This is a genomic window from Nostocoides sp., assembly GCF_037045025.1.
Lineage (GTDB): Bacteria > Actinomycetota > Actinomycetes > Actinomycetales > Dermatophilaceae > Nostocoides_A.
This window is the reverse complement of sequence record NZ_JBAOHM010000008.1, coordinates 44,869-69,776: the sequence shown is the minus strand read 5'-3', so window position 1 is coordinate 69,776 and position 24,908 is coordinate 44,869. Positions and strand designations below refer to the sequence as shown.

The 24,908-nt window shown below is 64.7% G+C and carries 23 protein-coding genes and 2 pseudogenes; 14 read left to right on the top strand and 11 right to left on the bottom strand.

Annotated elements, in window-relative coordinates; genetic code table 11:
- Positions 1-423: 423 nt before the first annotated feature.
- Entirely contained in the window at positions 424-1,413 is a 990-nt protein-coding gene (locus tag V9G19_RS08835) for a hypothetical protein (protein ID WP_462285117.1), read from the top strand.
- 336 nt (positions 1,414-1,749) lie between these two features.
- Here V9G19_RS08835 and V9G19_RS08830 read toward each other — a convergent pair.
- Positions 1,750-2,904 (bottom strand): annotated as a pseudogene (locus V9G19_RS08830) (IS3 family transposase).
- Positions 2,905-3,137: 233 nt separating this feature from the next.
- Positions 3,138-4,289: pseudogene (locus V9G19_RS08825) on the bottom strand (IS3 family transposase).
- Positions 4,290-4,343: 54 nt separating this feature from the next.
- Between V9G19_RS08825 and V9G19_RS08820 the strand changes: the two are divergent.
- The 11 genes from V9G19_RS08820 to V9G19_RS08770 all read left to right on the top strand — a co-directional run bounded on the left by V9G19_RS08820 (position 4,344) and on the right by V9G19_RS08770 (position 13,053).
- Complete coding sequence (locus tag V9G19_RS08820) at positions 4,344-4,736, top strand: ABC transporter substrate-binding protein (RefSeq protein ID WP_462285125.1); 393 nt, start codon at positions 4,344-4,346, stop codon at positions 4,734-4,736.
- A 60-nt stretch (positions 4,737-4,796) separates the two neighbouring features.
- On the top strand, positions 4,797-5,672 hold the full coding sequence (locus tag V9G19_RS08815; RefSeq protein WP_462285116.1) for a branched-chain amino acid ABC transporter permease: 876 nt from the start codon (positions 4,797-4,799) through the stop codon (positions 5,670-5,672).
- Entirely contained in the window at positions 5,672-6,682 is a 1,011-nt protein-coding gene (locus V9G19_RS08810; protein ID WP_462285115.1) for a branched-chain amino acid ABC transporter permease, read from the top strand. Before V9G19_RS08815 ends, V9G19_RS08810 begins: the two co-directional genes overlap by 1 nt.
- Positions 6,679-7,440 carry an ABC transporter ATP-binding protein gene (locus tag V9G19_RS08805; protein WP_462285114.1) on the top strand — a complete coding sequence of 254 codons (762 nt, stop codon included), beginning with the start codon at positions 6,679-6,681 and terminating at the stop codon, positions 7,438-7,440. Before V9G19_RS08810 ends, V9G19_RS08805 begins: the two co-directional genes overlap by 4 nt.
- Positions 7,437-8,153, top strand: coding sequence for an ABC transporter ATP-binding protein (locus V9G19_RS08800; protein WP_462285113.1), 717 nt, complete (start codon positions 7,437-7,439; stop codon positions 8,151-8,153). Before V9G19_RS08805 ends, V9G19_RS08800 begins: the two co-directional genes overlap by 4 nt.
- A 65-nt stretch (positions 8,154-8,218) precedes the next feature.
- Positions 8,219-9,667: an amidase gene (locus tag V9G19_RS08795; RefSeq protein WP_462285112.1), complete on the top strand. Its 1,449-nt coding sequence runs from the start codon at positions 8,219-8,221 to the stop codon at positions 9,665-9,667.
- Between the two features lie 17 nt (positions 9,668-9,684).
- Entirely contained in the window at positions 9,685-10,602 is a 918-nt protein-coding gene (locus V9G19_RS08790) for a polysaccharide deacetylase family protein (protein WP_462285111.1), read from the top strand.
- A gap of 4 nt (positions 10,603-10,606) precedes the next feature.
- The gene (locus tag V9G19_RS08785; RefSeq protein ID WP_462285110.1) at positions 10,607-11,977 is read left to right on the top strand and encodes a malonyl-CoA decarboxylase; all 1,371 of its coding nucleotides are present in this window, start codon (positions 10,607-10,609) and stop codon (positions 11,975-11,977) included.
- 19 nt (positions 11,978-11,996) lie between these two features.
- Positions 11,997-12,596 carry an AMP-binding protein gene (locus V9G19_RS08780; protein WP_462285109.1) on the top strand — a complete coding sequence of 200 codons (600 nt, stop codon included), beginning with the start codon at positions 11,997-11,999 and terminating at the stop codon, positions 12,594-12,596.
- The gene (locus V9G19_RS08775; protein ID WP_462285108.1) at positions 12,590-12,739 is read left to right on the top strand and encodes a hypothetical protein; all 150 of its coding nucleotides are present in this window, start codon (positions 12,590-12,592) and stop codon (positions 12,737-12,739) included. The genes V9G19_RS08780 and V9G19_RS08775 overlap by 7 nt, the downstream gene beginning before the upstream one ends.
- Positions 12,739-13,053: an AMP-binding protein gene (locus V9G19_RS08770; RefSeq protein WP_462285107.1), complete on the top strand. Its 315-nt coding sequence runs from the start codon at positions 12,739-12,741 to the stop codon at positions 13,051-13,053. The genes V9G19_RS08775 and V9G19_RS08770 overlap by 1 nt, the downstream gene beginning before the upstream one ends.
- 24 nt (positions 13,054-13,077) lie before the next feature.
- Here the strand turns inward: V9G19_RS08770 and V9G19_RS08765 are convergent, their stop codons facing one another.
- Entirely contained in the window at positions 13,078-13,332 is a 255-nt protein-coding gene (locus tag V9G19_RS08765; RefSeq protein WP_462285106.1) for a hypothetical protein, read from the bottom strand.
- A 10-nt stretch (positions 13,333-13,342) separates the two neighbouring features.
- Between V9G19_RS08765 and V9G19_RS08760 the strand changes: the two genes are divergently transcribed.
- The gene (locus tag V9G19_RS08760) at positions 13,343-13,510 is read left to right on the top strand and encodes an AMP-binding enzyme (protein WP_462285105.1); all 168 of its coding nucleotides are present in this window, start codon (positions 13,343-13,345) and stop codon (positions 13,508-13,510) included.
- A 14-nt stretch (positions 13,511-13,524) separates the two neighbouring features.
- Here V9G19_RS08760 and V9G19_RS08755 read toward each other — a convergent pair whose 3' ends face one another.
- Positions 13,525-14,442, bottom strand: a complete 918-nt coding sequence (locus V9G19_RS08755) for a LysR family transcriptional regulator (protein ID WP_462285104.1) — start codon at positions 14,440-14,442, stop codon at positions 13,525-13,527.
- A gap of 101 nt (positions 14,443-14,543) precedes the next feature.
- Here V9G19_RS08755 and V9G19_RS08750 point away from each other — a divergent pair, with 101 nt between their 5' ends.
- Positions 14,544-16,046, top strand: coding sequence for a 4-hydroxyphenylacetate 3-hydroxylase N-terminal domain-containing protein (locus V9G19_RS08750; protein WP_462285103.1), 1,503 nt, complete (start codon positions 14,544-14,546; stop codon positions 16,044-16,046).
- Positions 16,047-16,369: 323 nt separating this feature from the next.
- Here the strand turns inward: V9G19_RS08750 and V9G19_RS08745 are convergent, their stop codons facing one another.
- The 7 genes from V9G19_RS08745 to V9G19_RS08715 all read right to left on the bottom strand — a co-directional run bounded on the left by V9G19_RS08745 (position 16,370) and on the right by V9G19_RS08715 (position 24,576).
- Positions 16,370-17,122 (bottom strand): HNH endonuclease, encoded by a 753-nt coding sequence (locus V9G19_RS08745; protein ID WP_462285102.1) that lies wholly within the window; start codon positions 17,120-17,122, stop codon positions 16,370-16,372.
- Positions 17,123-17,240: 118 nt separating this feature from the next.
- Positions 17,241-18,131, bottom strand: a complete 891-nt coding sequence (locus V9G19_RS08740) for an ImmA/IrrE family metallo-endopeptidase (protein WP_462285101.1) — start codon at positions 18,129-18,131, stop codon at positions 17,241-17,243.
- A 2-nt stretch (positions 18,132-18,133) separates the two neighbouring features.
- Positions 18,134-19,957, bottom strand: a complete 1,824-nt coding sequence (locus tag V9G19_RS08735; protein WP_462285100.1) for an Eco57I restriction-modification methylase domain-containing protein — start codon at positions 19,955-19,957, stop codon at positions 18,134-18,136.
- A 2,166-nt stretch (positions 19,958-22,123) separates the two neighbouring features.
- Complete coding sequence (locus V9G19_RS08730) at positions 22,124-22,543, bottom strand: hypothetical protein (protein ID WP_462285099.1); 420 nt, start codon at positions 22,541-22,543, stop codon at positions 22,124-22,126.
- Positions 22,544-22,675: 132 nt separating this feature from the next.
- Positions 22,676-23,089 (bottom strand): hypothetical protein, encoded by a 414-nt coding sequence (locus V9G19_RS08725; protein WP_462285098.1) that lies wholly within the window; start codon positions 23,087-23,089, stop codon positions 22,676-22,678.
- Positions 23,047-23,583 carry a C-terminal helicase domain-containing protein gene (locus V9G19_RS08720; protein ID WP_462285097.1) on the bottom strand — a complete coding sequence of 179 codons (537 nt, stop codon included), beginning with the start codon at positions 23,581-23,583 and terminating at the stop codon, positions 23,047-23,049. Before V9G19_RS08720 ends, V9G19_RS08725 begins: the two co-directional genes overlap by 43 nt.
- Positions 23,584-24,300: 717 nt before the next feature.
- Positions 24,301-24,576 carry a hypothetical protein gene (locus tag V9G19_RS08715; protein WP_462285096.1) on the bottom strand — a complete coding sequence of 92 codons (276 nt, stop codon included), beginning with the start codon at positions 24,574-24,576 and terminating at the stop codon, positions 24,301-24,303.
- Positions 24,577-24,908 lie beyond the last annotated feature (332 nt).

Genomic DNA, 24,908 nt, shown 5'->3' with positions numbered 1-24,908 from the left:
GTCGGTCTTCGCTATTCTCATCCATCGGCCTCGTGGTTTCATCGAGAGGATGGGTTGATCGATCTAGCATTCGGTGAGAAACTGCGCTGTGGCGATGAACTTCTTTCGAAATAGCGTCCGCAGGGCGAAATGAGGCGCCTCTATGCCCAATCTCATCAGTGAAATTCGATTGAAGACCCCACTAGCTTGTTTTTTGTAGCGCTGATTCATGTTTCACCCTTAGAGCTAGTGACTTATAGTGCCGGATACGGGCGAATTGAGCTACGATTTGTCGCAAAATAACTTATCCTGCTCGCCTATTGCGGTCCCCAGGAGATCCGGCGCGGAACTGGGCGCCGTATTTCTCGTAAAGTGACGTCTCAAATCTCGGTGAATGGACCGGTATGAAGATCACAATCGAAATTAATGAAATCTAATTCAGGCGTGGAACTCTTCTATCACACTCTGGCAGACATGATAGGTCGGCATGTCGCGGAGGTTTCATCTCAAGGGAACATGGGTATCGAGTTCGTGGCTTGCATTTATCGCAAGATAGCCGACGAGATTGATGCGGGTCGACTAACTAAAGAAAGTCTTTCGGGTGAAGAAGGGGCAAAGGCAATTAAAGAGGGATTCCTAGAAGGATTGGACCATGATGGAAACGCCGAGGCTCGTGGGGGTGATACTCAATCAGAGTGGCCTGGTAGGAATTGGGCCTCATCTACTACTAAAGCAAGAAGTTTCTGGGATGACGTCGAACGAATACCTGAGGTTTTAAGGGTCAGACAGACAGGCTTGATGCTGCCCCATAACATGTCCGGCATCCTGATCGAGGACCTCGCGCGGATGTATGCGGGCAAGTTGGGCGTGATTGCGAAGATCATGAGGAAGGGAATGCCGAAGGTTTCTGCACTTGCCGCTGAGTTCGGCGTAACTATCGTTGATGATGCGGAAAAGTTCCTTTACGAGAACAATGGATTTTTTGAATTGAGCCGGAAGCCAGGAGTGAATTCAGAGGGCGAAGGGCAGCCGGTCGTCCAGTGGGCTGATATATTTGACTTTCCTCTTGACTTTGACTTTGATTTTGAGCGGATGCTCAAGATGATAGTGACCGGTCGAGGTAGGAAGGCCTATCAGATTGTATCGAGCGCAGTCAGTCAGCTTCCAGAGTCTATTCAAATTCGGGTGCGCAGTGAAGTCCCGGGCAACCTAGATGTGTTCGATCAGATAGATGCTTTTGAGGTGTGGGTCGAGGCCGAGTTAGAAAACGGCTTGCCGCAAATCGTAGTGGATAGAAAGATCAAGGCCGATTTTCCTTTGATCGCTCCCTATGCCCACCATTTCATCAGTAGCATAGAATTCATGTTTCCAGGCCGTGAAGTGTTGCGAAAGGAGGTGGGCGGACGGTTGACGTTTCGTTGGAGAAATTCATGAAGCCTCGCTTTACGGGTATGACTTTCAATTCTTTGTTGAGGTCTACGCGAGTATTTCGTTGTTCTCTAGGTTGACAAATGTCAACTTGGACGCGTTCACCGTCAACTTGGCGAGGGGTTCCGTCAACCTTTTCGTCAACTTGGCGCGGGATCTTGTCAACTTCTTCTGGTTCCAAAGGCAACTTTCGACCGGGATAGTTGTCGCTGTCGACCAGAATTCCCTTTATTTTACAGGCGCCTTCGGTCATCAAGTTGACAGAAATGTCCACAAATGCATTTTTCTACCGAGAGACGGACCTCGTGATGGCTCTTGACCTGCCCCCCGGTCGTCCCTCGTTCATAACGAGAGTCCTTGGGGTTGATAGTGGTCGGTTTCGGGTTGGGCAAGCGCGCCGGGCGCGGAGCCCTCAGATTGCTCAAGCGCCCGGCGCGCTTCTGCTGGCGTCTTGTTGGCCAGCGAGGAATGCGGCCTGACGTTGTTGTAGTCGTATCGCCAAAGGGCCAGCTTGCGGCGGGCGTCAGCCAGGCTGTCGAAGATCTCCTCGTTCAGGCATTCATCCCGCAGGCTGCCGTTGAAGCTCTCGATGTAGCCGTTCTGCTGGGGCTTGCCCGGGTCGATGTAATGCCATTCGACGCCGTTTTCGTTGGCCCATTTCAGGATCGCCTTGCTGGTGAACTCGGTGCCATTGTCGCGAGACGATGCAGCCCGGTTTGCCGTAGAGCCTGACCAGCGCATCGAGTTCCCGTGCCACCCTGGCCCCGGAGATGCTGGTGTCGGCGATCAGGGCGAGGTTCTCGCGGCAGCAATCGTCGTTCACGGCCAGGATGCGGAACTTCCGGCAGGCTCCGAAGGTGTCGGACAGGAAGTCGAGGGACCAGCGCTGGTTCGGCCGCAGGGGCGCCGGCATCGGTGTGCGGCTGCCACGCGCCCGCTTGCGGCCACGTCTCCGGCGCACTGACAGCCCCTCCTCCCGGTAAATCCGGTAGAGCTTCTTCTCGTTCATGATCATGCCCTTGCGCTCCAGCAGGATGCCCACGCGCCGATACCCGAAGCGACGACGCTTCTCGGCGATCTTGTGCATCTCCTCACGGATTTCCGGGTTATCGGGCGGCTGCTCGCGCCGCACCGTCTTCGGATCGACACCGATCAGGACGCAGGCCCGGCGTTGAGAGATCGGATGATCCTTCATCGCCCGCAGCACCGCATCCCGCCGCGCCATCGGCGTCGTCAGGGTTTTCCCAAGAGGTCTTTCAAGACCACATTGTCCAGCATCGCATCCGCCAGCAGGCGCTTGAGCTTCGCGTTCTCGTCTTCGAGCTGCTTCAGCCGCTTGGCGTCGGACAGGTCCATCCCGCCATACTTGGCCTTGAGCTTGTAGAAGGTCGCGGGGCTCAACCCGTGCTTCCGGCACAGCTCGGAGGTCGGCAAACCGGCCTCCTGCTCCTTGATCATCCCGATAATCTGCGCCTCGGTGAAACGGCTTTTCCTCATATCGTCTGCTCCTTCAGGTTGGGCAGACTCTACATCACGGCGAGGGAATTTCCGGGGGGCAGGTCATTCTCAAGCGCCTTGCCTGTGTTGCTCAGCTTTGGCTGGTAGTTCAGCGTGGCTTGCAGCTGGTGAAGCGCCTCTGCCTCTGTATAGCCGGACTCTCGGTTCCTGATGAGCTTCGGCGCCGCCTGGGTTGAGCTACTCCCCAACTTTTGGACAGTTTTCTGGATGATTTAAGCTACTGCCTGGACCTGCTGATCGGTTTTCATGCTGTTGAAGTAGACCACGGCGGGCGGTTGTCCGCCATGGGCAGTGTGGGGGCGATGGTGGTTGTAGAAGGTGATCCAGCGCTCAATGCCAGCCCTGGCTTGAGAGCCGGTGTCCCAAGCGTGCAGGTAGACGCATTCATACTTCAGGGAGCGCCACAGACGCTCGATGAAGATGTTGTCCAGGCACCGGCCCTTTCCGTCCATCGATATCCGGGTGCCGACCCGCTTCAGCCGGTCTGTCCAGACAAAGGACGTGAACTGGCTGCCCTGATCGGTATTCATGATCTCGGGCGGGCCGAACCTGTGGATTGCCTCGCTCAGTGCGTCGATGCAGAAGTCGGCCTCAAGCGTGTTCGATATCCGCCAGGCCAGAACCTTGCGCGTGAACCAGTCCATGATGGCGACCAGATAGAGAAAGCCTTTCCGCATCGGTAAATAGGTGATGTCGGCGCACCAGACCTGATTGGGCCGCTCTACCCGCAGCCCGCCCAGCAGGTAGGGGTAGGTCTTGTGTCCCTTCGCAGGTCGGCTGGTGTCGGGCTTCTGGTAGATCGGCGTCAAGCGCATAAGGCGCATCAGCCGCCGGATGCGCTTCTGGTTCACGGCATGGCCCTCGTTCTGCAAGTGCCAGGTCATCTGCCGAACGCCGTAGAACGGGGTGTCCAGGAACTGCTTGTCGATCAGCAGCATGAGGTCGAGGTTCATCGTCGTCTCGCCCTGCGGCGCGTAGTAAAACGATGACCGTGAGATCGACAGCAGACGGCACTGCGCGCCCACCGACAGCTTGGGATGGGATCGTTCGATCATCCCGCACCTCACTTGCCGATCCATGGCTTGAGCTTTCGTGACAAAAAATCGTTGGCCACAGCCAGCTCTCCGATCTTGGCGTGCAGGTCACGGACCGTTTCCTCAGCAACCTCGGCCGCAGCTGCAGCCTTGCCGCCACGCTCAAAGATGCCGACCGCACCCTCAAGCAGCGACCGTCTTCCATTGATGGATCATCGTCGGATGCACGCCATACTCGGCTGCCAGCTCCGACACCGTGCGCTCTCCCTTCACGGCCTCCAGCGCCACCCGCGCCTTGAATGCCGCATCGTGGTTCCTGCGCTTCGACATGTTCTGATCTCCTCATCTTGGGGATCAGCAGACCTCAGATCGTAGCTTCCGTCACTGTCCGATTTTCGGGGCGTAGCTCACACCACGCCCGAGCTGATCAAGTTCGGCGGGCCGGCAGTGGAAGGCGTGATCTTCCCCGGCTTCTACTACCCCGATGGCGAACGCTATCCCGGGTCGCTGGAATTCGTCGCCGCCTACAAGGAAAAATTCGGCGAAGAGCCGGAAACCTATGCCGCCCTGGCCTATGACGCCACCAACATGGTGCTGCAGGCGATGCGGGAAGGCGGGGTCAGCCGCCAGGCGATCCGCGACTATCTGGAAACGATGGACGGCTTCAGCGGCGTGACGGGCAAGCACAAGTTCGATGCCAATCACGACACCGAAGTTCCGATCATCCTTCTGACCGTCAAGGACGGACAGATCGTCCTGGCCGAAAAGCAGCTCTGAACCTGGACCAACGCGCCCGGGCGTATGCAGCGCCCGGGCTTCTCCTCGGAAGGAGCGATGATGGACTACCTGTTGCAACAACTCTTGAACGGCCTGGTGATCGGCAGTTTCCTGGCGCTGATGGCGGTCGGGTTCTCGATGACCTACGGCGTGATCCGGCTGGCGAACTTTGCCCATGGCGACATCGGCTACATGTTCGGCACCTATCTTGCCGTCAGCGCCTTCAACGCCGGACTGCCGATCCTGCCGTCCATCATCGTCGGAATTGCGCTTGCGGGAATCCTGGGGCTGGTCGTGGTGCGGGTGGCCTACAAGCCCGTGCTGTTCGCGCCCCGGCTGGTCATGCTGCTGACAACGCTGGGCGTGTCGATCTTTCTGCAGAACCTGGCCATGATCCTCTGGGGCGCGCAGGCGCGGCCCTTCCCGGTCATGGTCGACAACCCCTATGTCCAGATCGGATCGGTGCGTGTCTTCCTGTTGCAGGGGATCGTCATCGCCACGACCGTGATCCTGGCGATCGCGATGTACTACCTGGTGCACCACACCCGGATGGGCAAGGCGATGCGCGCCACGGCCGAAGACATGGACACGGCCCGCATCATGGGCATCAACGTGGACCGGGTCGTCTATGGCACCTTCGTGCTGGGGACGTTCCTGGGCTGCGTGGCGGGCATGCTGGCCGCCATCTACTACAACAGCCTCTCGCCCGTGATGGGCTTTACCCCCACGCTGAAGGCCTTTTGCATCTCGGTGCTGGGCGGCATCGGCAGCCTGCCGGGCGCGCTCTTGGGCGGCGTGCTGATGGGCGTGACCGAGGCTTTGGGCGCGGGCTACATCTTCTCGGGCTTCCGCGACGGCTTTGCCTATCTCTTGCTGTTCGCCTTCCTGATCTTCCTGCCCAACGGGCTGTTCGGCAAATCCAGGGATCGCGCGTGATGGCCAAGACAAAGCAAAACCGCGCCTCCGGCCCCTCGGGACTGGTCCTCGCGCTGGCGGTGGCGGTCCTGGTGGTGCTGCCCTGGGTGGTGACCAACGACTACCACTTGCGCATCGTCGTGCTGAGCGGGTTCTATGTGATCCTGGCGCTTAGCCTGAACATCACCACAGGCTTCGCCGGCCTCCTGTCGCTGGGGCATGCGGCCTTCTTCGGCCTCGGGTCCTATACGACAGCCCTGCTGATGGTGAATGCCGGCTGGTCGTTCTGGCCCGCGATGGTGGCGGGCACGGCCATGGCCGGGGTGATCGGGGCGCTTCTGGGCATCATGTCGCTGCGCCTGCGCGGGGATTACCTGGCCATCGCCACGATCTGCTTTGCCGAGGTGCTGCGACTTCTGGCGCTGAACTGGGTCAGCGTCACACGCGGGCCGATGGGCATTCCCGGCATCCCCGCACCCGAGCTGTTCGGGTATTCCTTCGACAGCCAGCCGGCCTTCTACTACCTGGTCGGGGTGCTGGTGGTTGTGGTCATCTACACCGCCACTGTGATCGCCAGATCGCCCTTCGGCCGGGCCCTCTTCGCGCTGCGCGACAACGAACTGGCGGCCGAGGCCATGGGCATCGACACCCGCCGTTACAAGGTGGCGGCCTTTACGGTCGGGGCCATGTTCGCCGGCCTGGCCGGCACGCTTTATGCGCCCTGGCAGACCTTCATCAGCCCGGACAATTTCACCCTGCTGGAATCCGTCTTGATCCTTTGCATGCTGATCGTCGGCGGCCTGGGCAGTATCTGGGGCGTTGTCTGCGGGGCCATCCTGCTGACGCTGAGCCTCGAAATCCTTCGGCCCCTGGAGGACTATCGCATGGCGGTCTACGGCGCCTTGCTGGTCGTGCTGATGATCTTTCGGCCGCAGGGAATTCTGGGCGATTTCAGCGCCCGCGCCCTGGTCCAGCGCCTGCGCGGCCTGGTGGGCGAACCCGGCACGGCAGCAAAGGAGCGCAATCAATGACCCTGTTCCAGGTCGGCGGGCTCGGCAAGCGCTTTGGCGGGCTGAACGCCGTGAACGACGTCAGCTTTCATGTGGCCAGCGGCGAAGTCCTGGGGATCATCGGGCCGAACGGTGCGGGCAAGACCACGCTGTTCAACCTGATGACCGGGCTGTTGCGGCCGTCCAGCGGAAGCATCCTTTTCCAGGGCGAAAGCCTGGATGGGCTGCGGCCCTCGCGCATCGCGGCCCGTGGCATCGCGCGGACGTTCCAGAACATCCGGCTGTTCGGCACCCTGTCCGTGCAGGAGAACGTTCTGGTCGGGGCGCATACCCATGTCCGCGACAAGTTCTGGGGCGCGTTCTTTCACACGGGTGGCTATCGCGATCAGCAACAGCATCTGGACAACGAGGCCGAGCGCGTCCTGCGGCTGGTGTCGCTTCATGACCAGCGCGATGCGCTTGCGGGCAGTCTGCCCTATGGCGCGCAGCGCCGGCTGGAGATTGCCCGGGCGCTGATGAGCAATCCGACGCTCTTGCTGCTGGACGAACCGGCGGCGGGGATGAACGCCTCGGAACGCGATGGCCTGGCCGAGACGATCCGCAACATCCGCGCCAATGGCCTGACGGTGGCCATGATCGAACATGACATGAAGTTCATGATGAGCCTGTGCGACAGGATCATCGTCATCGACCACGGGCAGAAGATCTTTGAGGGCACCCCCGAAGGCGCAAAGGCGGATCGCCGCGTCATCGAAGCCTATCTGGGAGTCGAGGAATGAGCGGCAACATGCTTGAGATCCAGGGCCTGTCCAGCTGGTACGGGCCTATCCAGGCGCTGGACCGCGTGACGATCACGGTGCCGGTCGGCAAGGTCGTCGCCCTCTTGGGGGCGAATGGCGCCGGCAAGTCGACCACGCTGAAATCCATCTTCGGGCTGGTGCCACGGCGGTCGGGCAAGATCCGCTTCGACGGCGAGGACATCACGGCGCTGGACCCCGGATCAATCGTGAAGCGAGGCCTGGTGATGGTGCCCGAGGGGCGCCGGATCTTCGGCAACCTGACCGCGCGAGAGAACCTTGAGGTCGGCGCCGTCACCGTGTCCGACAAGCGCGAGGTCGGGCGACGGCTTGAGCATGTCTTCTCGATCTTTCCGCGGCTTGAGGAACGCTCCGGTCAGGCCGGCGGAACCTTCAGCGGCGGCGAGCAGCAGATGATCGCCATCGGACGCGCCCTGATGGCGAACCCGCGGTTCATCATGTTCGACGAACCCTCGATGGGGCTGGCGCCGATCGTCGTGAACCAGGTGTTCGAGGTCATTTGCACGATTGCGGCGCAGGGAACCACCGTCCTCCTGGTCGAACAGAACGCGCGCAAGGCACTGAAACTGGCCGATTCCGCCTATGTGCTGGAGGTGGGCAACGTCGCCGTCGAAGGCAGCGCGCGCGATCTGCAGAACGATGACCGCATCCGGCAGATCTATCTCGGGGGCTGACATATGTGCCCCACTGCCCCGGACCCCAGCCTGCTGCCTGAGAAGCGGCGGCAGAAGGATGAAGCATGAGCACGTCTGACCTGATCGGGATGGATGCCTGCAACGTGGTGGCATCCTTGCAGGATGGCACCCTGTCGCCCCACGACCTGCTGGATGCGCTGGAGCAGCGGATTGCCCAGGTCGATCCGCTGGTGAACGCCTTGCCGACGCTGTGCCTGGACCGGGCGCGGCAGGCGGCGGACCGACTGCTGGCTCGCCCCCGGACCGAGCGGGGGGCCCTGGCGGGCCTGCCCTTGCCGATCAAGGACCTGACCGACGTGGCCGAGGTGCGCACCACCTATGGCTCGCTGGCCTTTGCCGATCATGTCCCGCAGACCTCGAACCTTTTGGTGGAGAGGATCGAGGACCAGGGCGGCATCGTCTTCGCCAAGTCGAACACGCCGGAGTTCGGGGCAGGGGGGCAGACCTTCAACGCGGTCTTCGGGGTCACGCGGAACCCTTGGGATACGTCGAAATCCTCGGCCGGGTCGTCGGGCGGGGCGGCGGCGGCGCTGGCCAGCGGCATGGCCTGGGTGGCGCATGGCTCGGACATGGGCGGATCGCTGCGCAATCCGGCCTCGTTCTGCGGCGTCGTGGGGCTGCGCCCGTCCATCGGGCGGGTGGCCGCTACGCCCAAGGCGCAGATCGACGGCACGCTGAGCGTGGAGGGGCCGATGGCCCGCAATGTCCGCGATCTTGCCCTGCTGATGGATGCGATGGCGGGCGACCATCCGGCCGACCCACTGTCCTTGCCCGCCGTGCCGGGGCAATACCGGCAAGCGGTGCAATCGGGGTGGAAGCCCGCGCGCATCGCCTATTCGGCGACGCTGGGCCTGACGCCAGTGGACCCCGAGGTTGCCCGCATCACCCGGGCGGCGGCGGAACGGCTGGCGGGCGAGGGTGTCATCGTCGAGGAAACGCACCCCGACCTCTCCGAAGCGCATGAGTGTTTCCAGGTCTTGCGGGCCCTGTCCTATGCCACCTCGTTCGGGCGACTGCTGCCCGCGCATCGCCACCAGTTCAAGCCGGATGTCGTCTGGAACATCGAAAAGGGCCTGGCGCTGACGGTCGACCAGATCGCCCGGGCCGAAGCGCAGCGCGTCGTCCTGAAGAACCGGATGCGGGCGTTCTTTGCCGGATATGACCTGCTGCTTTGCCCGACGACCATCGTGCCACCCTTCCCGGTGGACCAGAAGCATGTGACGCACTGCGACGGCGTTGCCTTCGAGACGTACATCGACTGGCTGGCCATCGTCTATGCGGCGACCATCTCCTGCTGCCCGGCGCTGTCCATCCCTTGCGGGTTCACCAAAGACGGCCTGCCCGTCGGCCTGCAAATTCTGGCCGCGCCGCGCAGCGATGCGCAGTGCCTGGCCGGCGGGCGGTTCGCCGAACAGGTGCTGGGCCTTGGCCGCATCACCCCGATCCTGCCGCGCGTCCCCGTGGCCGCGTCGCCCGCCTTGACCACCCATTAACCCGGACTGGACCCGACATGATCAAGAACCCGCCCCCCTGGCCCAATGGCGCAAGATGCGCCGTCTCGCTGACCTTCGACGAAGATGCCGACAGCATCCTGCATCTGGCGCATCATTCCAGCGCGCATAACCGCGTCGCGGCCAGTTCCATGCTGCGCTATGGCCCGGAAATCGCCACGCCGCGCATCCTGGACATGTATCGCCGGTTCGGCCTGCGCCAGACCTTCTTTGTCCCGGCCTGGTGCATCGAACGCTATCCGCACACGATGGAGATGATCCTGCGGGACGGCCACGAAATCGGCCATCACGGCTATCTGCACGAACATCCGAACGAATTGCCCGAGGATCAGCAGATCTACTGGATCCAGCGCGCCAGCGAGGTGATCGAGAAGTTCACCGGCAAGAAGCCACGCGGCATGCGCGCGCCGACCTACAAGTTCTCGTCCACCACCATCAACCATCTGGTCGATGGCGGCTTCGACTATGACGCCTCGCTGATGGGCAATGATGTGCCCTATCTGCTGTCCAACGGGCGGGGCAGCGTGGTCGAACTGCCAACGCATTACGGCGTCGACGATTTCCCGCATTACATGGCCTCGCGCGACTTCAACTACATCATGCCGATCAAGGCCCCGACGCAGGCGATGGAAGGCTTCCGGGCCGAATTCGACGCCGCCTGGGAATATGGCGGGATGTTCGTGCCGATCTGGCACCCGTTCCTGTCGGGGCGGCTGGCGCGGGCCCACGCGATTTCGCAGTTCATCGAATACATGCTGAACAAGGGCAAGGTCTGGTTCGCGCCGATGGAAGAGATCGCGGCCCATGTCCGCAGTCTGGTGGCGCAGAACCTGTGGCAACCGCATGTCGACCGGATGCCGCATTACGACGGTCCGATCCCGGAACTGGGCACGGTCGCTCCAAGCCTGTCGCGGTGACGGGATGCCCGCGACCCTGCAAGGCCACCGCCGCCCGGCGCTGCTGGGTGACCTGTTCGAAAGCCTGACCGACCGGGGGCGCCGGCTTCTGGGCTGGCGCGAGGGGGCGGGGCCGGGGGCGGTCCCGGCGCCGAACCTGACGGAACTGGGCGAACGGCTGCTGTCGCGTCGGGGCGAGGCCTCGGGCGTGGTGATCGCCCGGGCCTTGCTTGCCGCCTATCAGGATGCTGATCCCGCGGCGCGCCTGGATTTCCTGACATCGCTGGCCCGCGATTTCGGCCCGGATGCCAAGGCAGTCAAGGCCGCGCTGGCCGGGGTTCAGGGGGCGCCTGACTCTCCCGAAGCTCTGGAAGCCCTTCACAGCGCTGCCGAGCCCCGTCGGCAAGAGTTGCTGTGCCGTCTGAACCTGGCGCCCGGCGGCACGGCCGCGCTGGTTCGCATGCGCGAGGATCTGTTGCGCCATGTGCGCGACAGCCCCGACCTGCGTCGGGTGGACAACGATTTCGCCCATCTCTTCGCCTCGTGGTTCAACCGGGGCTTTCTGGGGTTGCGGACGATCGACTGGAACACGCCGGCCAGCATCCTGGAAAAGATCATCCGGTATGAGGCGGTGCATGCCATCCAGAACTGGGATGACCTGCGCAACCGCCTGCAACCCACCGACCGCCGCTGCTATGGCTTCTTTCATCCGCAACTGGTGGACGAACCGCTGATCTTCGTGGAAGTGGCGCTGACCCGCACCATTCCCGACAAGGTGGCGGGCCTTCTGGACCTGCGCCGCGCGCCGATCCGGGCCGATGAGGCGGATACGGCGGTGTTCTATTCGATCTCGAACACGCAGCGGGGACTTGCCGGGGTGTCCTTCGGCAATTTCCTGATCAAGCAGGTGGTCGAAGATCTGAAGGCCGAACTTCCCAATGTGCGCAGCTTCGTGACGCTCTCGCCCGTGCCCGGTTTTGCCGCCTGGCTGGAGGTTCAGCGGGGCGATCCGGCGTCCGACCTGATCACCCAGGACCAGCGCCTTGCCCTGGCGGCCCTGGACCAGCCCGACTGGCACCGCGACGCAGCCCTGGCCGAGGCGCTGCGCGCGCCGCTTCTGGCGGCGGCCGCAAGCTATTTCCTGCGCGCCCGCGACAAGGGCAAGCGCGTGGTCGACCCGGTGGCGCGGTTCCATCTGGGCAATGGCGCCCGACTTGAGCGGCTGAACCACCTGGGCGATGTGTCGGCCAACGGCCTGCGCCAGTCGCATGGGCTGATGGTGAACTACCTGTACGATCCCGGCCAGATCGAGGCGAACCACGAAGGCTTTGCCGAACGCGGCCATGTTGCCGCCTCGGACAGCGTGAAGGCCGCGCTGTCGGGGCGGAAAGGCTGATGCTGCAAGAGGACAATCCATGACCGCCAACCTGTTCGACACCCTGGCCCGCACGATCACCGACCCCGACGCCACGGCGATCGAGACCCTGTCCTGCCAGCAGATCACCTATGGCGATCTGGTCCGGCGCACCGCTCGGATGGCGCAGGCGCTGGCGGGCCTTGGGCTGAAGCCCGGGGATCGTCTGGCGGCGCAGGTGGAAAAATCGGTCGAGGCGATCATCCTTTACCTCGCGACGGTGCGGGCGGGGGGCGTCTATCTGCCCTTGAACACCGGCTATACCACGGCCGAGATGGATTACTTCATCGGCGACGCCGAACCGGCGATCCTGGTCTGCGACCCTGCGCGGGCGGGGGATCTGGCGGATTGCGCCGCCAAGGTGGGGGCGCGGCTTTTGACGCTGGATGCTGCGGGCCAAGGCAGCCTCGCCACGGCGACGGATGCCGCCACCGATGATTTCGCGACGGTTCCCCGCGCGCCCGACGATCTGGCTGCGCTGCTTTACACCTCGGGCACCACGGGGCGGTCCAAGGGGGCGATGCTGACCCATGGCAATCTGGTGTCCAACGCCATGGCGCTGCGCGAGGTCTGGCAGCTTCACGCCCCGACGACGTGCTGATCCATGCCCTGCCGATCTTTCACACCCACGGCCTGTTCGTCGCCACCAACGTGACGCTGTTTTCGCGGCGCGACGATGATCTTCCTGCCGAAATTCGACATCGACGTCATCCTGGACTGGATGCCGCGCGCTACGCGTGCTGATGGGCGTGCCGACCTTCTACACCCGGCTGCTGGACGACCCGCGGCTCGACGCCCGAAGTCACGGCAAACATGCGGCTTTTCGTGTCAGGCTCGGCGCCGCTGCTTGGCCGAGACGCACCGCGGAATGGCAGGCCCGGACCGGGCACGCCATTCTGGAACGCTATGGCATGACCGAAACCAACATGAACACCTCGAACCCCTATGCGGGCGACCGCGTCGCCGGAACCGTCGGCCTGCCGCTGCCGGGAGTCGAAGTCATCGTGACCCGATCCCGAAGCAGGGGCCGTGCTGCCCGCAGGGCGAGATCGGCATGATCGAGGTGCGCGGCCCCAACGTGTTCAGGGGCTACTGGCGGATGCCGGACAAGACCGCCGCCGAGCTGCGCGCCCAACGGCTTCTTCATCACCGGCGACCTGGGCCGTATCGACGAGAGCGGCTATGTCCACATCGTCGGGCGCGGCAAGGATCTGATCATCACCGGCGGCTACAACGTCTATCCCAAAGAGGTTGAGGCCGAGATCGACGCGATTCCCGGCGTGCTGGAATCCGCCGTCATCGGCGTGCCGCACACGGATTTCGGCGACGGCGGTCACGGCGGTTGTCGTGCCCACGGGGCGCCCGACCCTGACCGAGGCCGACATCACCGCGGCCCTGGCTGGCCGTCTGGCCCGCTTCAAGCAACCCAAGCGTGTCGTCTTCGTCCCCGAACTGCCGCGCAACACGATGGGCAAGGTTCAGAAAAACCTCTTGCGCGACAGGTTCGCCGGTTGAGTGGCCGGTCCGCCTCAAAGGCCGAAGTCGCCGCTCTTCTTGCTGAATTCGGCCTGCAGGAAGGTCTTGAACGCCTCGGCCACGGGTCTCAGTTGCAGGTCGGAATTCTGGATGCAGACTATGCGAACAGGTGGAACGGGTTCGGCAATTCGCGCCCGAACCAAACGCTTGCCATCGAAAACCTCAAGGGAGGGTATCGGCTGAGTTAAAATGGAGTAGCCCAATCCATTCGCCACAAAACTCCGCGCTGCTTCAATGGTCGTGGTGCGGAAACATATGTTCGGTGTAATCTGCACAGCATCGAACAGGGATTTAAAATATCGACGGCTGATCGTCAGATCCGGTAATACGCAGGGATCGTTTTCCAGCGAATGAAGCGTGATCTCCTTTTGCCCGGCGAAGCGATGGTCGGCCGACAGAAGCAGATAGGGTACGGTCTGTACCAGAGTCGTGAGGGTGATATTGTCCTCTGGTAGAAGATCGTAAGTCACCCCCAACTCAAATTCGCCCAGCCTGACACCCTCGACCAGTTCTTCTTGGGCAACATCGCGGAACTGGATCGTGACCTCGGGGTGGAGGTTGCGGAACTTGGCCAGGATTTCCCCGAAGTAGAGCGGCGAGAGGTTGTTCAGGCAAGCCACATGGAGGTTGCCCCTGATTTCCAGGTTGGCTTCCTGAACCGTGCGCACGAAATCGTCTACCCGACTCAACAGATCGCGTGCCTGCTGAAGCGCCACACGACCTATGGGGGTGGGCGCAATGCCTTTGGAATGGTAGCGCAGAAAAAGCTGTGCCTTCAGCTCCTCTTCCAACTGCGAGATTGCCACGGAAATGGACGGCTGCGAGACGTTGAGCGCCTGAGCCGCGCTTGTGATGTTGCCGTGCTCCGCCGCGGTCACGAAGTACCGCAGCTTCCGAAAGGACAATTCCATAGCGCCAGCCTATCCCGTCCATGAAGATATAGTATTTTTATATTGGATTGCCGCATGTGACAATCTCGAAGTCGGCCCCATCCGACCAGAGGGAGGAAATAATGAACGTGAAAGTCGACCAAAACTTGACCAAAGAGTACGTGGTCAGCAAGGTTGTTCCCGCTCATGCCGTAGAGCCGAATTTGCGTGATGGCCGGATGTATCGCGAAAGCCTGCGGGATGGTCGCGTCGTGATCGTGGACGGCAAAGAGGTTGGGGATGTTACCCAGGTTCCGACGCTTGCACGCGGAATTGACACGGTGGCGTCCTATTACGATGCGCAGTTCGATCCGGCGACGCGCGACGAGGTGACCTCCATCGACCCTGCGACGGGCGAACGGTTTTCCACCGCCTGGCTGATCCCGCGGACCAAAGAGGATCTCTATGCGCATGAGCGCGCCATCCGCCTGACCACGTCGCAGACCTTTGGCGTGTTCGGCCGCCCGCCGGATTACGGTGCCACCAAGGCGATCTCGTTCGTAGCCTGGAACCACCTGATCTCGAAGGGCGACAAGGATGCGCTCGCCAAGGTCGAGAATTTCATCAAGGTCGGCCGCCGCAACAACCTGATGAGCGCCGACATCGTGGCCGACATCCAGGCCAACCGGAAGCTGGCGCCCGAAGAGATGAAGGGCCGCCTGCGCGTCGTAGAAGAGCGCAAGGACGGGGTGATCCTGCATGGGGCCAAGGCTGCGGCATCGAACCTGGCGCAGGGCAACATCGGCACGATCTCGATGCCGCCCCCATCGCAGAACCCGCCCGAGGATTCCCGGATCTGGGCGGCGCTGCCCGCCAACGCGCCGGGCCTGCGCTATCTTCAGCGTGAACAGCTGACCACGGGGTTCGAGAACATCGACGACCACCCGATCGACAGCCTGGGCGAGGAGTCGGACTGCGTTCTGATCTTCGACAATGTATTCGTGCCCTGGGAATACGTGTTCAGCTACAAGAACGCGGCGACGGTCAATTCCTATACCACCCTGGGCCAGTTCGCCTTCTGGAAGATCGCCAACCGCCTGTCCTATCGTGCGGAAATCTTCGCCGGCGCGGCGCAGATGATCGTCGATGCACTGGGAACCGACCACATCCCCGCCGTGCGGCAGATGGTGGCCGAGGTCGTGCAATATTCGGCCATCCTGCGCGGCATGATGCAAGCGGCGGTCGAGAACTGTGCGCCGACCGAAAGCGGCGTCATGTTGCCCAACCACGGCTACGTCACCGCCGGACGGCTGTTCTCGATCGAGCATTATCCCCGGATCATGCAGACGCTGCGCGACCTCAGCGGACAGGGCCTGATCGGCCGCGTCCCGCGCGAAACGTGGGAGCGGGCCGACGTCAAGGGGATGCTCGACGAATACCTGCCGGGCTATCGCATGGACGCCTGGACGAAGAACAAGCTGTTCAACCTGATCTGGGACATGACCTGCAGCCCGCATGCGATGCGCGTGGCCCTGTTCGAGAACATCAACGCCACGCCGGCGCCCGCCCTGCGGGAAGAGCTGTATCGGTCCTATGACCGGTCGCCGGGCCTGCGCATCGTGAAGAAACGGCTGGGGATCGACTGAGGGGCCTTTGGCCGGCAAGGGCCCTTCCCGATCCGCCGAAGCCTTGGCGGGTCGGGCGTTCTGAGCGTGCATTGATGCGCTTAGTCTGCGGGAGAAGGTTAGACGGCAGGCCCAAATCCTCCGCCACAGACTTTCATTAACATATTGATTTTTAATGGCGTTTTCTTCCGGCGTAGGGGTTCGGATACAGATCCGGATACACTTTCTCATTGCTTCGGCTGTCAGCCGAAGCGCTGCCTGCAATCGTCATGGATTGAATCAGCTTGCCATTCTTGCCAGCCAGCCGGAAGTGGCTCTGCTAGTAGGTCAGCGGAAACCGTACTTCACGCGGTGCCAGGCGAGGTAGGGTGAGTGGGCGGGGGGAGGGGAAGCTGGGCCTTGGCGGGCAGGAGAATGCGGGCCTCGGCAGACAGCGTCTCGGAGTAGAGGGCCGCGCCGGTGTCGGCAAAGCTGACCAGGCCGCGGTCGAAGGCGGCGTCCCAGAGGGCCGAGAGGAGGAGGCCGTTCATCGGATCCAGCCGTTCGGCGTCGGTGGTGCAGTCGGCCCAGGGCTTGATGTGCGAGGCGCGGAGGAGGGCGGGGTCGGTTATGCCGGTCAGGGGGCAGCGGGCGTTCCACTGCCGCATGAGGGCGTCGCGGAAGAGGTCCTGGCCGATCCGCTGGATGGTCAGGCGTTCGGCCTCGGTCGTGGCGGGGAGGTTGGCGGTGGCGGCCGCAAAGGTGGCGGCGAGGGAGAAGGGGAGGCTGTGGATCAGGGGGTAGAGGCGGGAGAGGGTCTCGAACAGGGCGAGGGTGGAGGGCAGCGAGATCCGGGCGAGGCCGGGGCCGGGCACGGGGGCGGCGGGGAGCGAGAGGGCCTGCAGGGCGGCGGCGTGGTCGAGGGCGAGGAACCACTCCACCGGGGCGGGGGAGGTGCCCTCTTTCCGGGCGGCGATCCAGATCGTCGCGGGGCTGCGGGTCGACTGGAAGGGGAGCCAGGCCCCCTCCTCGGGCAGGGCGCGGGTGAAGCCGGTGTTCCAGGACTGCATCGCGGCAGGGGTGCGGATGTCGAAATCGAGGGGGCTGGGGGCGGGCATCTGGGGTCATCCGGGACAGGGGGGGCCCGCGCTGGGTAGGGAGGCGGACGCAAAGGATTCCAAGGGGTTGGCTTTGGGCGTTAGGGATTTGTTAGGGATTGCGCCACAGGCCATCCGGTCAAACCCCACGTTTCCACATCTGCGTTGACGACATCCCCATCGCGGTTTCCACCGCATTCACCGCCCGCAACACGACGGACTGGTCGAACGAGAGAAACCCGTCGATGTAGTCGCCAAGATACTTTTCGGACAGCGGCGTCACGCCTGCGCGGCGGGCGACGATCCAGGCGGTCATCTCGGCCTCCACCTCATCCTGGGCATGAGAGCCGAACCGCCGGTCGGACACGCGCAACCGGCGATCTTCGCCCAGATGCCCGAGATAAAGATGCGCCAGTTCATGCGCCAGCGTCACGAACTGCGTCGCTGGCGGGTGGCCGGCGTTCAGGAACACCTCATACTCCGGCTTGCCCTTTGGCCCGGCCTGACGGCGGATCATCCCGGCGCGGCCGTCGCCGTCCTTTGGCAGATGCACCGTGAACGCCTTGCGCACCCGCGACAGGATGGCGGCCCAGTCGGTTTCCGGCACTGACCCGAATGTGGGAAAGACAAAGGCCCCGGCGGGCAGCGGGTCGCCTTCGGTGTCGAGGACGTCGAAGACGAAATCCACCGGCCCCATCGTCCGCAGGATGATCAGCGGCCGGGCGGTCGCCGTGGGACGGCGGTTGAACCGGACCTGCCAGTCACTTGCCGTGGCGGCATGGGTCAGGCCGGGGCGCTGGGCCTGCAAGAGCATCGCATTGAAGGGGGCCACGCTGCGAAAGCGGACGACGAAATCGAGCATATCTTGCCGCGCTTCGGCCGTATCGTATAGCCGCGTCGCGTTAATCAGCTGGTCGATCAGCGGGCGGTTTATGGCGGCGTCTTCATCTTCGGCCCAGTCGAACAGGTCTTCGCTGTCGCGGGGGCGGCGCGGGGGCATGTCACCGCCGGGATACTGGGGAATGGCCATCGCTACATCCCCATCCCTGCAAAGGTGCCGTCCGCTTCCATCCGGTCCCAGGCCTTCAGCACCAGGCGGCGGGTGCGGTATTCGCCCATGCTGCGGGTCTCCTTTTCCTTCAGGACGCGGAAGGTCTCGGACGGGTAGTCCTCGCCCATGACGTCGGCGGGGTCGAGGATATACGCCAGGTCCTCGCGCGACAGGCGGTAGGCGCGGGCGAAGAAGGCGTCGAGATCGGCGCGCAGCGTGGCGCGGCGGGCGTCATCCCAGGGGAAGGGCGGGCCGTCGTGGCCCAGGTCGGCCGCAAAGGGGGCCAGCGCGTGGGAGGTATAGGTCAGCTCCAGCACCCGGGGGGTGAGGAAGGCGAGTTTTTCGGGGGTGTAGAAGCTGGGGGGGAGGATGGGGAACTGCTTGAGGTTACCGGAAGTCAGATGCAGGCCAGAGACCTTTATTCGGGCGACATAGTCCAGGACCATTGCGGACAGGTTCGCAATCAGTGGGCCAACTAGACTTGGATCACATCCGGGGAACATGAGCGGCATCGAATGCCCGACCGCGACACGCGGTACAATTGAGAAGATCGCAGTGCGCTCATTCGTGTTGGAGGTTACGTCCTTCCAGCCAGTCAGCCAACCGCGCGACCAAGACATCTCACTCAGGCGACGTTCGACCTCAGCTTCCAGAACCCAGTAGAAGGGTTCAGGTTCAAAGAGCGGGTCTTGGTGCTCGCCTTCGGTGGTTTCCGGGAGGACGCGGTATCCACGGTCATCGCCTCTTGACCCATATCCGGCTGCGCGGTGATCGAAATGTAGGGTCATCTTCGCCTCATAGAGTGGGACGAAGGTTTCTGAGGGCGTCGTCGGGGCAGGCCCCGACCTGCGCCAGTTCACGCCGTCGCGGATCAGCCCCTCGGCAGTGAGTTGCGCGGCGGTACGGAACCATTCGGAGTCCTCGGCCATGTGCCAGATACGAGTGTGGAAGGTCATGTTCCACGGGTTCCCCTCCTCCCCCTTCGCCTCTTCGATCAGCACGGGGGCGGCGTTGTAGATGCGGGCGGTGAGTTCGGCGTCCTTGCGGCTGCGGAAGACCGGGGCGGTGCGGGTGTTGGGGTTGAGCCTCGCGATCTGGGCGGGGGAGAGGGTGAAGTTCCTCTCAGGCTCTGCCAGTTGCGAAGGTTCGGTCAGGAAGAAGGCGAAGCGGGCGAGGGGTTCGTTGCGGCCAAGGGTCAGGAGGCAGAACTTCATGCGGCTGTCGACGGCGGGGAAGAGGCCGGCGCGGTTCTCGAAATCCACCAGTTGCGACAGGCGCTGTTTCGCCACGAGGTCGGCGAAGAACGGCGCGGTGGTGGCGTCGGTGGCGATGCCGGTGGGCACGATCACGCCGGAGCGGCCCTTTGGCCCGGTGAGGCGCGCAAAAAGCTCGGCAAACAGCGCGTAGGTGTTCACGTCGCCCCGGCCGGTCAGCGGGAAGCGGCCCCCCAGCGGTCGCTTGCGAACCACGCGGTCCTTGCCGGTGAAATCCTCGAACTCGGGCAGGCGCATGAATTCGGAACTGGCCTCGGCCAGGCGCTTGGCCTGCTGAAACTCATCATAAAGCGCGCGGTCGGGGGTGCCTTCGTCGGCCAGCGCAAGGGATTTGATCAGGCGGTCGCGGGCGGCCTTGTTCGCGGCGGTGGCGATGGCGGGAGAGCGGGCGGCGAAGAACTCTTGCTCTTGCAGCTTGATGCGCTCCCACGGCGGGTTGCCGAGGACGACATCGAAGCCGCCGGTGGCGAAGACGTGCGGGAAACTCCAGCGGCCAGTGGAAGGCGCGGGCTGTTCGGGCGACGGTGGCATGGCCGATCAGCGGGCCCCAGACGCTGGCCCGAGCGTTGTGCGCCAGTCCAGACGTCTTCGGAGGTGGGGACGGCGCGGGCGCCGCGCGAGGGGGGGATGGCGGTCTTCGGCAAAAGGAAGGCGGCGGTGTAAAGGTCGCAGGCCATCTCATCCAGGTGGAAGCGCTGCGAGTTGCGGTAGGCGTCGTAGCGGGCGCCCTTGGCCTGAACCTGTTCGAGGGTATCCTCGGCGAGGTCGCGGAAGCCGGTGTAGTCGGCGGCAAGGGCGGGAAGTTCGGGCAGGCCCTTGTCACCGGCGCTGCGCTGGCCCGACTTTGCGTCGCGGTTGGCCTGAAGCGTAGTATTTCGCGGCGGTCTTGTCGTCGCCGGCCAGAGGGTTTGTAGGCGGCGTCGGGGATGCCTTGGTCGAGGGTCTTCAGGTCGAAGACGCCGAGGAGCGCGTCGCCGCAGCGGATGTGGTGCGTCGAGGAAGCCGAGGGGCTTGCCGGGGTCGACGGTCTCGATCCAGAGGGCGACGCTTGGCGAGCTCGACGGCCATGGGGTTGCGTGTCCACGCCGTAGAGGCAGTGGCGCGGCGACGTCGCGCAGGGCGTGGCGGTAGTCGGCGGCGGTGGGCGTGCCCGTCGGTGCGGACGCGGGCGAGGCGGGCTCGGCGATGCGGCGGGCGGCGGCGAGCAGGAAGTGGCCGGAGCCGCAGGCGGGGTCGCATGACGGTGAGGTCGAGGAGGGCCTTGGCGGGGTCTGGCGCGGGCTGGCAGCTAGCGGTTGCGCAATGACGGGGTCGAGGGCGGTGTCGATGAGCGCCTGCACCAGGCTGTCGGGGGTGTAGTAGGAGCCGGTGGTCTTGCGCTGGTTCCCCTTTTGCTCGGCCGTGTCGGTGGCGAAGATCAGGCGGGTGCCGTCGAGTTGCGGTTGCAGTTCGAGGAGGGATTCGTAGACGGAGCCAAGCTCCTCTGTCTCCATCGCGCGCCAGTTGACGGGGACCATGGCGGTGCCGTCGGAGAGGTGGGAGAGTTTCCACAGCGCGTGGAGGAAGGCGCGGTTTGGCAGGCGGGCGGTGTGGAGGTTGTGGAGGGAAGTGGGGGCGAAGAGGCCGCCGAGCGCGGTGAGGCCGAGGCGGGGTTCGCCGCGGGCGAGGCGGTCGAAGGTGATGCGGATGGTTTCCCAGCGGTCGGTGTGGCGGTCCCAGGCGGCGCGGCGGGTGGCGGTGCGGCGCAGCGCGGTGAGGGAGTAGCCTTTGAGGTAAAGGTCGCGCGCCTCGGCCGGGGTGTCTTCGGAGTGAAGAAGGTCGCGGTCCTCGGCCACCATGAGGAAGATCAGGCGGTAGACGAGGCGGAGAAGCTCGTTGAAGTAGTCGGTGAGGGGGATGTCGCCCGACTGGACGCGGGCGCGCAGGTCGGGGTTGGCGTCGAGAAAGCCGGTGCCGAGGATTTTCAGCGCCTCTTCCACCTGGCCTGCAAGGCGGTTGCGGGCGGTTTCGCCTTCGCGCGCGCCCTGGTCGCGCCAGCGTTCCAATGTGCAGTCGGTGGCGGGGGTGCCTGCAAGCCCGAAGCGGGAGCGGTGGATGAGGAGCCAGAGCGCGGTGAAGGAGGCGATGTCTTCGGTGGCGAAGATCTGGCGCAGGTCGGCCTCGACATGCGCGGGGCGGGTGAGGGAGGCGTTGTCGCGCATCAGGCGCAGGTGGTGGCCGTTGGTGGCGAGGCCCCAGAGCGCGTCGTCCCGGGCGTTGAGGTGGTTCTGCAGCGCGAAGGCGGCCGAGAGCGGGCGGTCGAGCGAGAGGAAGGCTGAGCGTTTGTCGATGCCGTCGGAGGGCGGGCAGACGGCAACGGGGATGCGGCCTTCACCGGCAAGGAAGGCCAGCGGGACGGCGGCCGGGGAGAGGTCGGCGAAACCGAAAGCCTCGGTCAGGAGGCCGCGGATGAAGCGGGCGGTGGCTTCGGGTGAGGGCAGGGTGAGCTTTGCGAAATCGTCGAAATGCGCCCGGCCGACGCGGTAGGCCTGAGAGATTTCCTCTCGCAATGTCAGGCCCTTGCGCAGGCCGTAGGTTTCGGCCTCGGCCCCGGCGATGTCGGGATCGGTGATGCGGGCCAGCATGGCGGGGGCGATCAGGTTGCCTTCAAGCGTAAGCGAGGGCCAGACGATCGCAGAGGTGGGTTTGCGGGCCATGTCAGTCCTCGGCCGGGAGAAGGGTGAAGAGGCCGATCACGTCGGGCGGCAGGGCCGGGTCGACGCTGACGCGGGTGATGCCAAGGGTTGCGCGCAGGCGGCCGTGGTCTTCAAGCAGCGCGGCGGCGCGGGTGCGGGCGTGGTCGGCCAGGGGGCCGGGGATCAGCGTGGCAAGGGCCTGGTGCGCCTGGCCGATGAGCCGGTCACGGGCGGCGGCGGCCAGTTCGGCGGCGGCGGGCTGGCCGAGCCAGGCGCGCACTTCGTCGCCGGTCGCGATGATCCGGTTGCCTTGGAGGGCGACAAGGGCGGCCTCTTCGGCGAGGAGAAGGCGGTCGCGGCGGCCATGCACCGTCAGCTTGAAGCGCAGCCGGAGCAGGGCAACGCAGTGTGCGTTCCGGCACGGCGGCGGTGACCCAGGCACCGACCCGGCCAAGCCCGAGATCGGGCAGGGCCAATGGGTCGAGCGCGCCTTCCAGAAGCCCCTCGGCCAGGGTTTCGGTCAGCGGATGGGTGCGGGTCAGCAGGTCGGCCCCGGCGGGCGCGGGGTCTTCGCTTACGCGAGCCGCAGCGACCCCTTCAGCCCCCGTTCGTCCAGCCGTTCGCGCAAGGTCTGCGGCAGGTGGGCCAGCGGGGCGACCGATGTCGCGGGGCCGCCGATCCAGCGGCGCATCGAAGGCGCGCAGGGCGCGCATCGACGAAAGCCAAGCGTCGCCGCCGGATCGCCCATCACGGCGCGCGCCCGCTGCCATTCGGGTAGAACCTCGGCCGGTTTCATGGCGTTCTGGGCGAAGCGGGCGCGGGAGCGTTTCTCGTTTTCCTCGGCGTCGCGCCAGCGGACATCCATCTGCTTGCGTGCCGTCGTCGAGCCGCAGGTCGAAGGCTCATCTGCTGCTGTGCCGCCGCGCCGCAGGAGCATGGCGTTCATCAGCGCGTCGGTGACCGGGCCGCGTTCGTCGGGCAGGGGCACGGTGACGCCGGTCGCCTTGCTGGATCGCGTCGGGCCTTGCGCAGGATCACCTCGAGCACGGCGCCGTCGATGGCGCTGTCGGGCGAGAACATCAGGACCGAACGGACGCGGGGCGAGGGCTGGCCGAAGCGGTCGACGCGGCCTTCGCGCTGCTGGTGGCGGGTGGGGTTCCACGACAGGTCGTAGTGGATGACGGCGTCGAAGAGCTGCTTGAAGGTTGATGCCCTCGGACAGGCAATCGGTGGCGACGAGGATGCGTTGCGTCGCCGTCGCCCATGGTCGGCCACGCGGTCGCGCCGGTCGTCGGCGGTCAGGGCACCGGTGACGGCCTCGACGTCGGAGTTTCGGGAAGGCCTTGGCGGAGGGCGTCGCGCGACATGTTCGGCGGTGGCGATGAAGCGGCAGAAGACGACGGGGTTCGTGCCCTTGGCGATCAGGGGCTTCAGAAGGCCGATCAGCGGCCGTCGAGCCTTGGGATCGGGGCGTGCGGACAAGGCTCTCGGCCATGGCGACAGCTAGGCGCGGCAGGTCTTCGATCGGCGGTCGAAGCTGGCCGGGTTCGACGTCGACGGCGTCTTCGTCGTCGCCGTCCTCGTCGATAGACTTGGGGCTCCAGCCGGTCGGGGTCGGTCGGCGAGCGCGGTTGCGCAGGGCGGACAGCGGCGGCGGCGGGCGAGGAGCCGACGCAGCGCATCAGCGCGAGCGTGCCCCAGAAGGCGAGGCGGCGTTCGCGCTGGCCGCCGCCGGCGCGGTGCGACGACGCCGAAGCAGTAGTCGAGCACGGCCTCGTGGAAGGCGAGGTGAGCCGGCGTCGAGGCGGTAGTCGCGATCGGCGCGTTTTGTGCTCGGGGAAGGTGCGGTCTTCGCCCCATTCGCGGGCCTGCACGAGGTCGATGCGGCGGCGCTGGACGAAATGGCGGGCGAGGCGTTCGCGGAACTTCGGCGTCTGTCGAAGTGGACGGTGGCGAATTCGGGTCGAGATGAGGCGAGAGCAGGCGGGCGAAGGCCTCTTCGTCGCCGCGAGTGGGGTGTGGCGGTGAGCAGGATCAGGCGCGTTCGGGATCGCTTGGCGAGGTCCGCTGAGGAGGTCGAAACGCTGCTGCCGGCCCTGGTGGGTGCCGACGCAGGAATGCGCCTCGTCCACGATGACGAAGGCGGGGCAGGCGCGGGCGAAATCGTCGCGGCGTTTCTCGGCCTTGATGTAGTCGAGACTAGACGACGGTGAAGGGATGGGCGTCGAACAGCGTCTGCGACAGCGGGCAGGCCGCGCTCCAGGCGGGCGGCCGTGCCGGAGGTGACGGCGACGGCGTCGATGCCGAAGCGGATCTGCAGCTCGCGCACCCATTGCTCGCACGAGATGCGGCGGGCACAGAACGGCGAAGGCGATCGACCTCGCCACGATCGATGAGTTCGCGCAGGATCAGGCCGGCCTCGATGGTTTTGCCGATGCCGACGTCGTCGGCGATCAGGAGGCGCGGCACGGGCATGGCGGAGCGCCATGAGGAGGGGGACAAGCTGATAGGACGCGCGGCTCGAACGCGAGGTGGGCGGCGGAGCGGAAGGGGCCGGCGCCTCGGCGCAGGGTGAGGCGCAGGGCGTCGGCTAGAAGGGCGGCGCGTGACTGCAGGGTGGTGGCGGGCATCGGCGGGCAGGTCGAAGCGTGGCGGGGCGGACCGGACTGAGCTCCAGCCGCGGGTCGAGGAGGATGGCGTCCGCTTCTCGCGCCGGACAGGGGGCGCAGGGCCAGCGAGGTCTCGCTGCGGGCGCGGGCAGGGCGACCCATTCGCGGCCGCGCGCGAAGACCAGGTCGCCGGGGGCA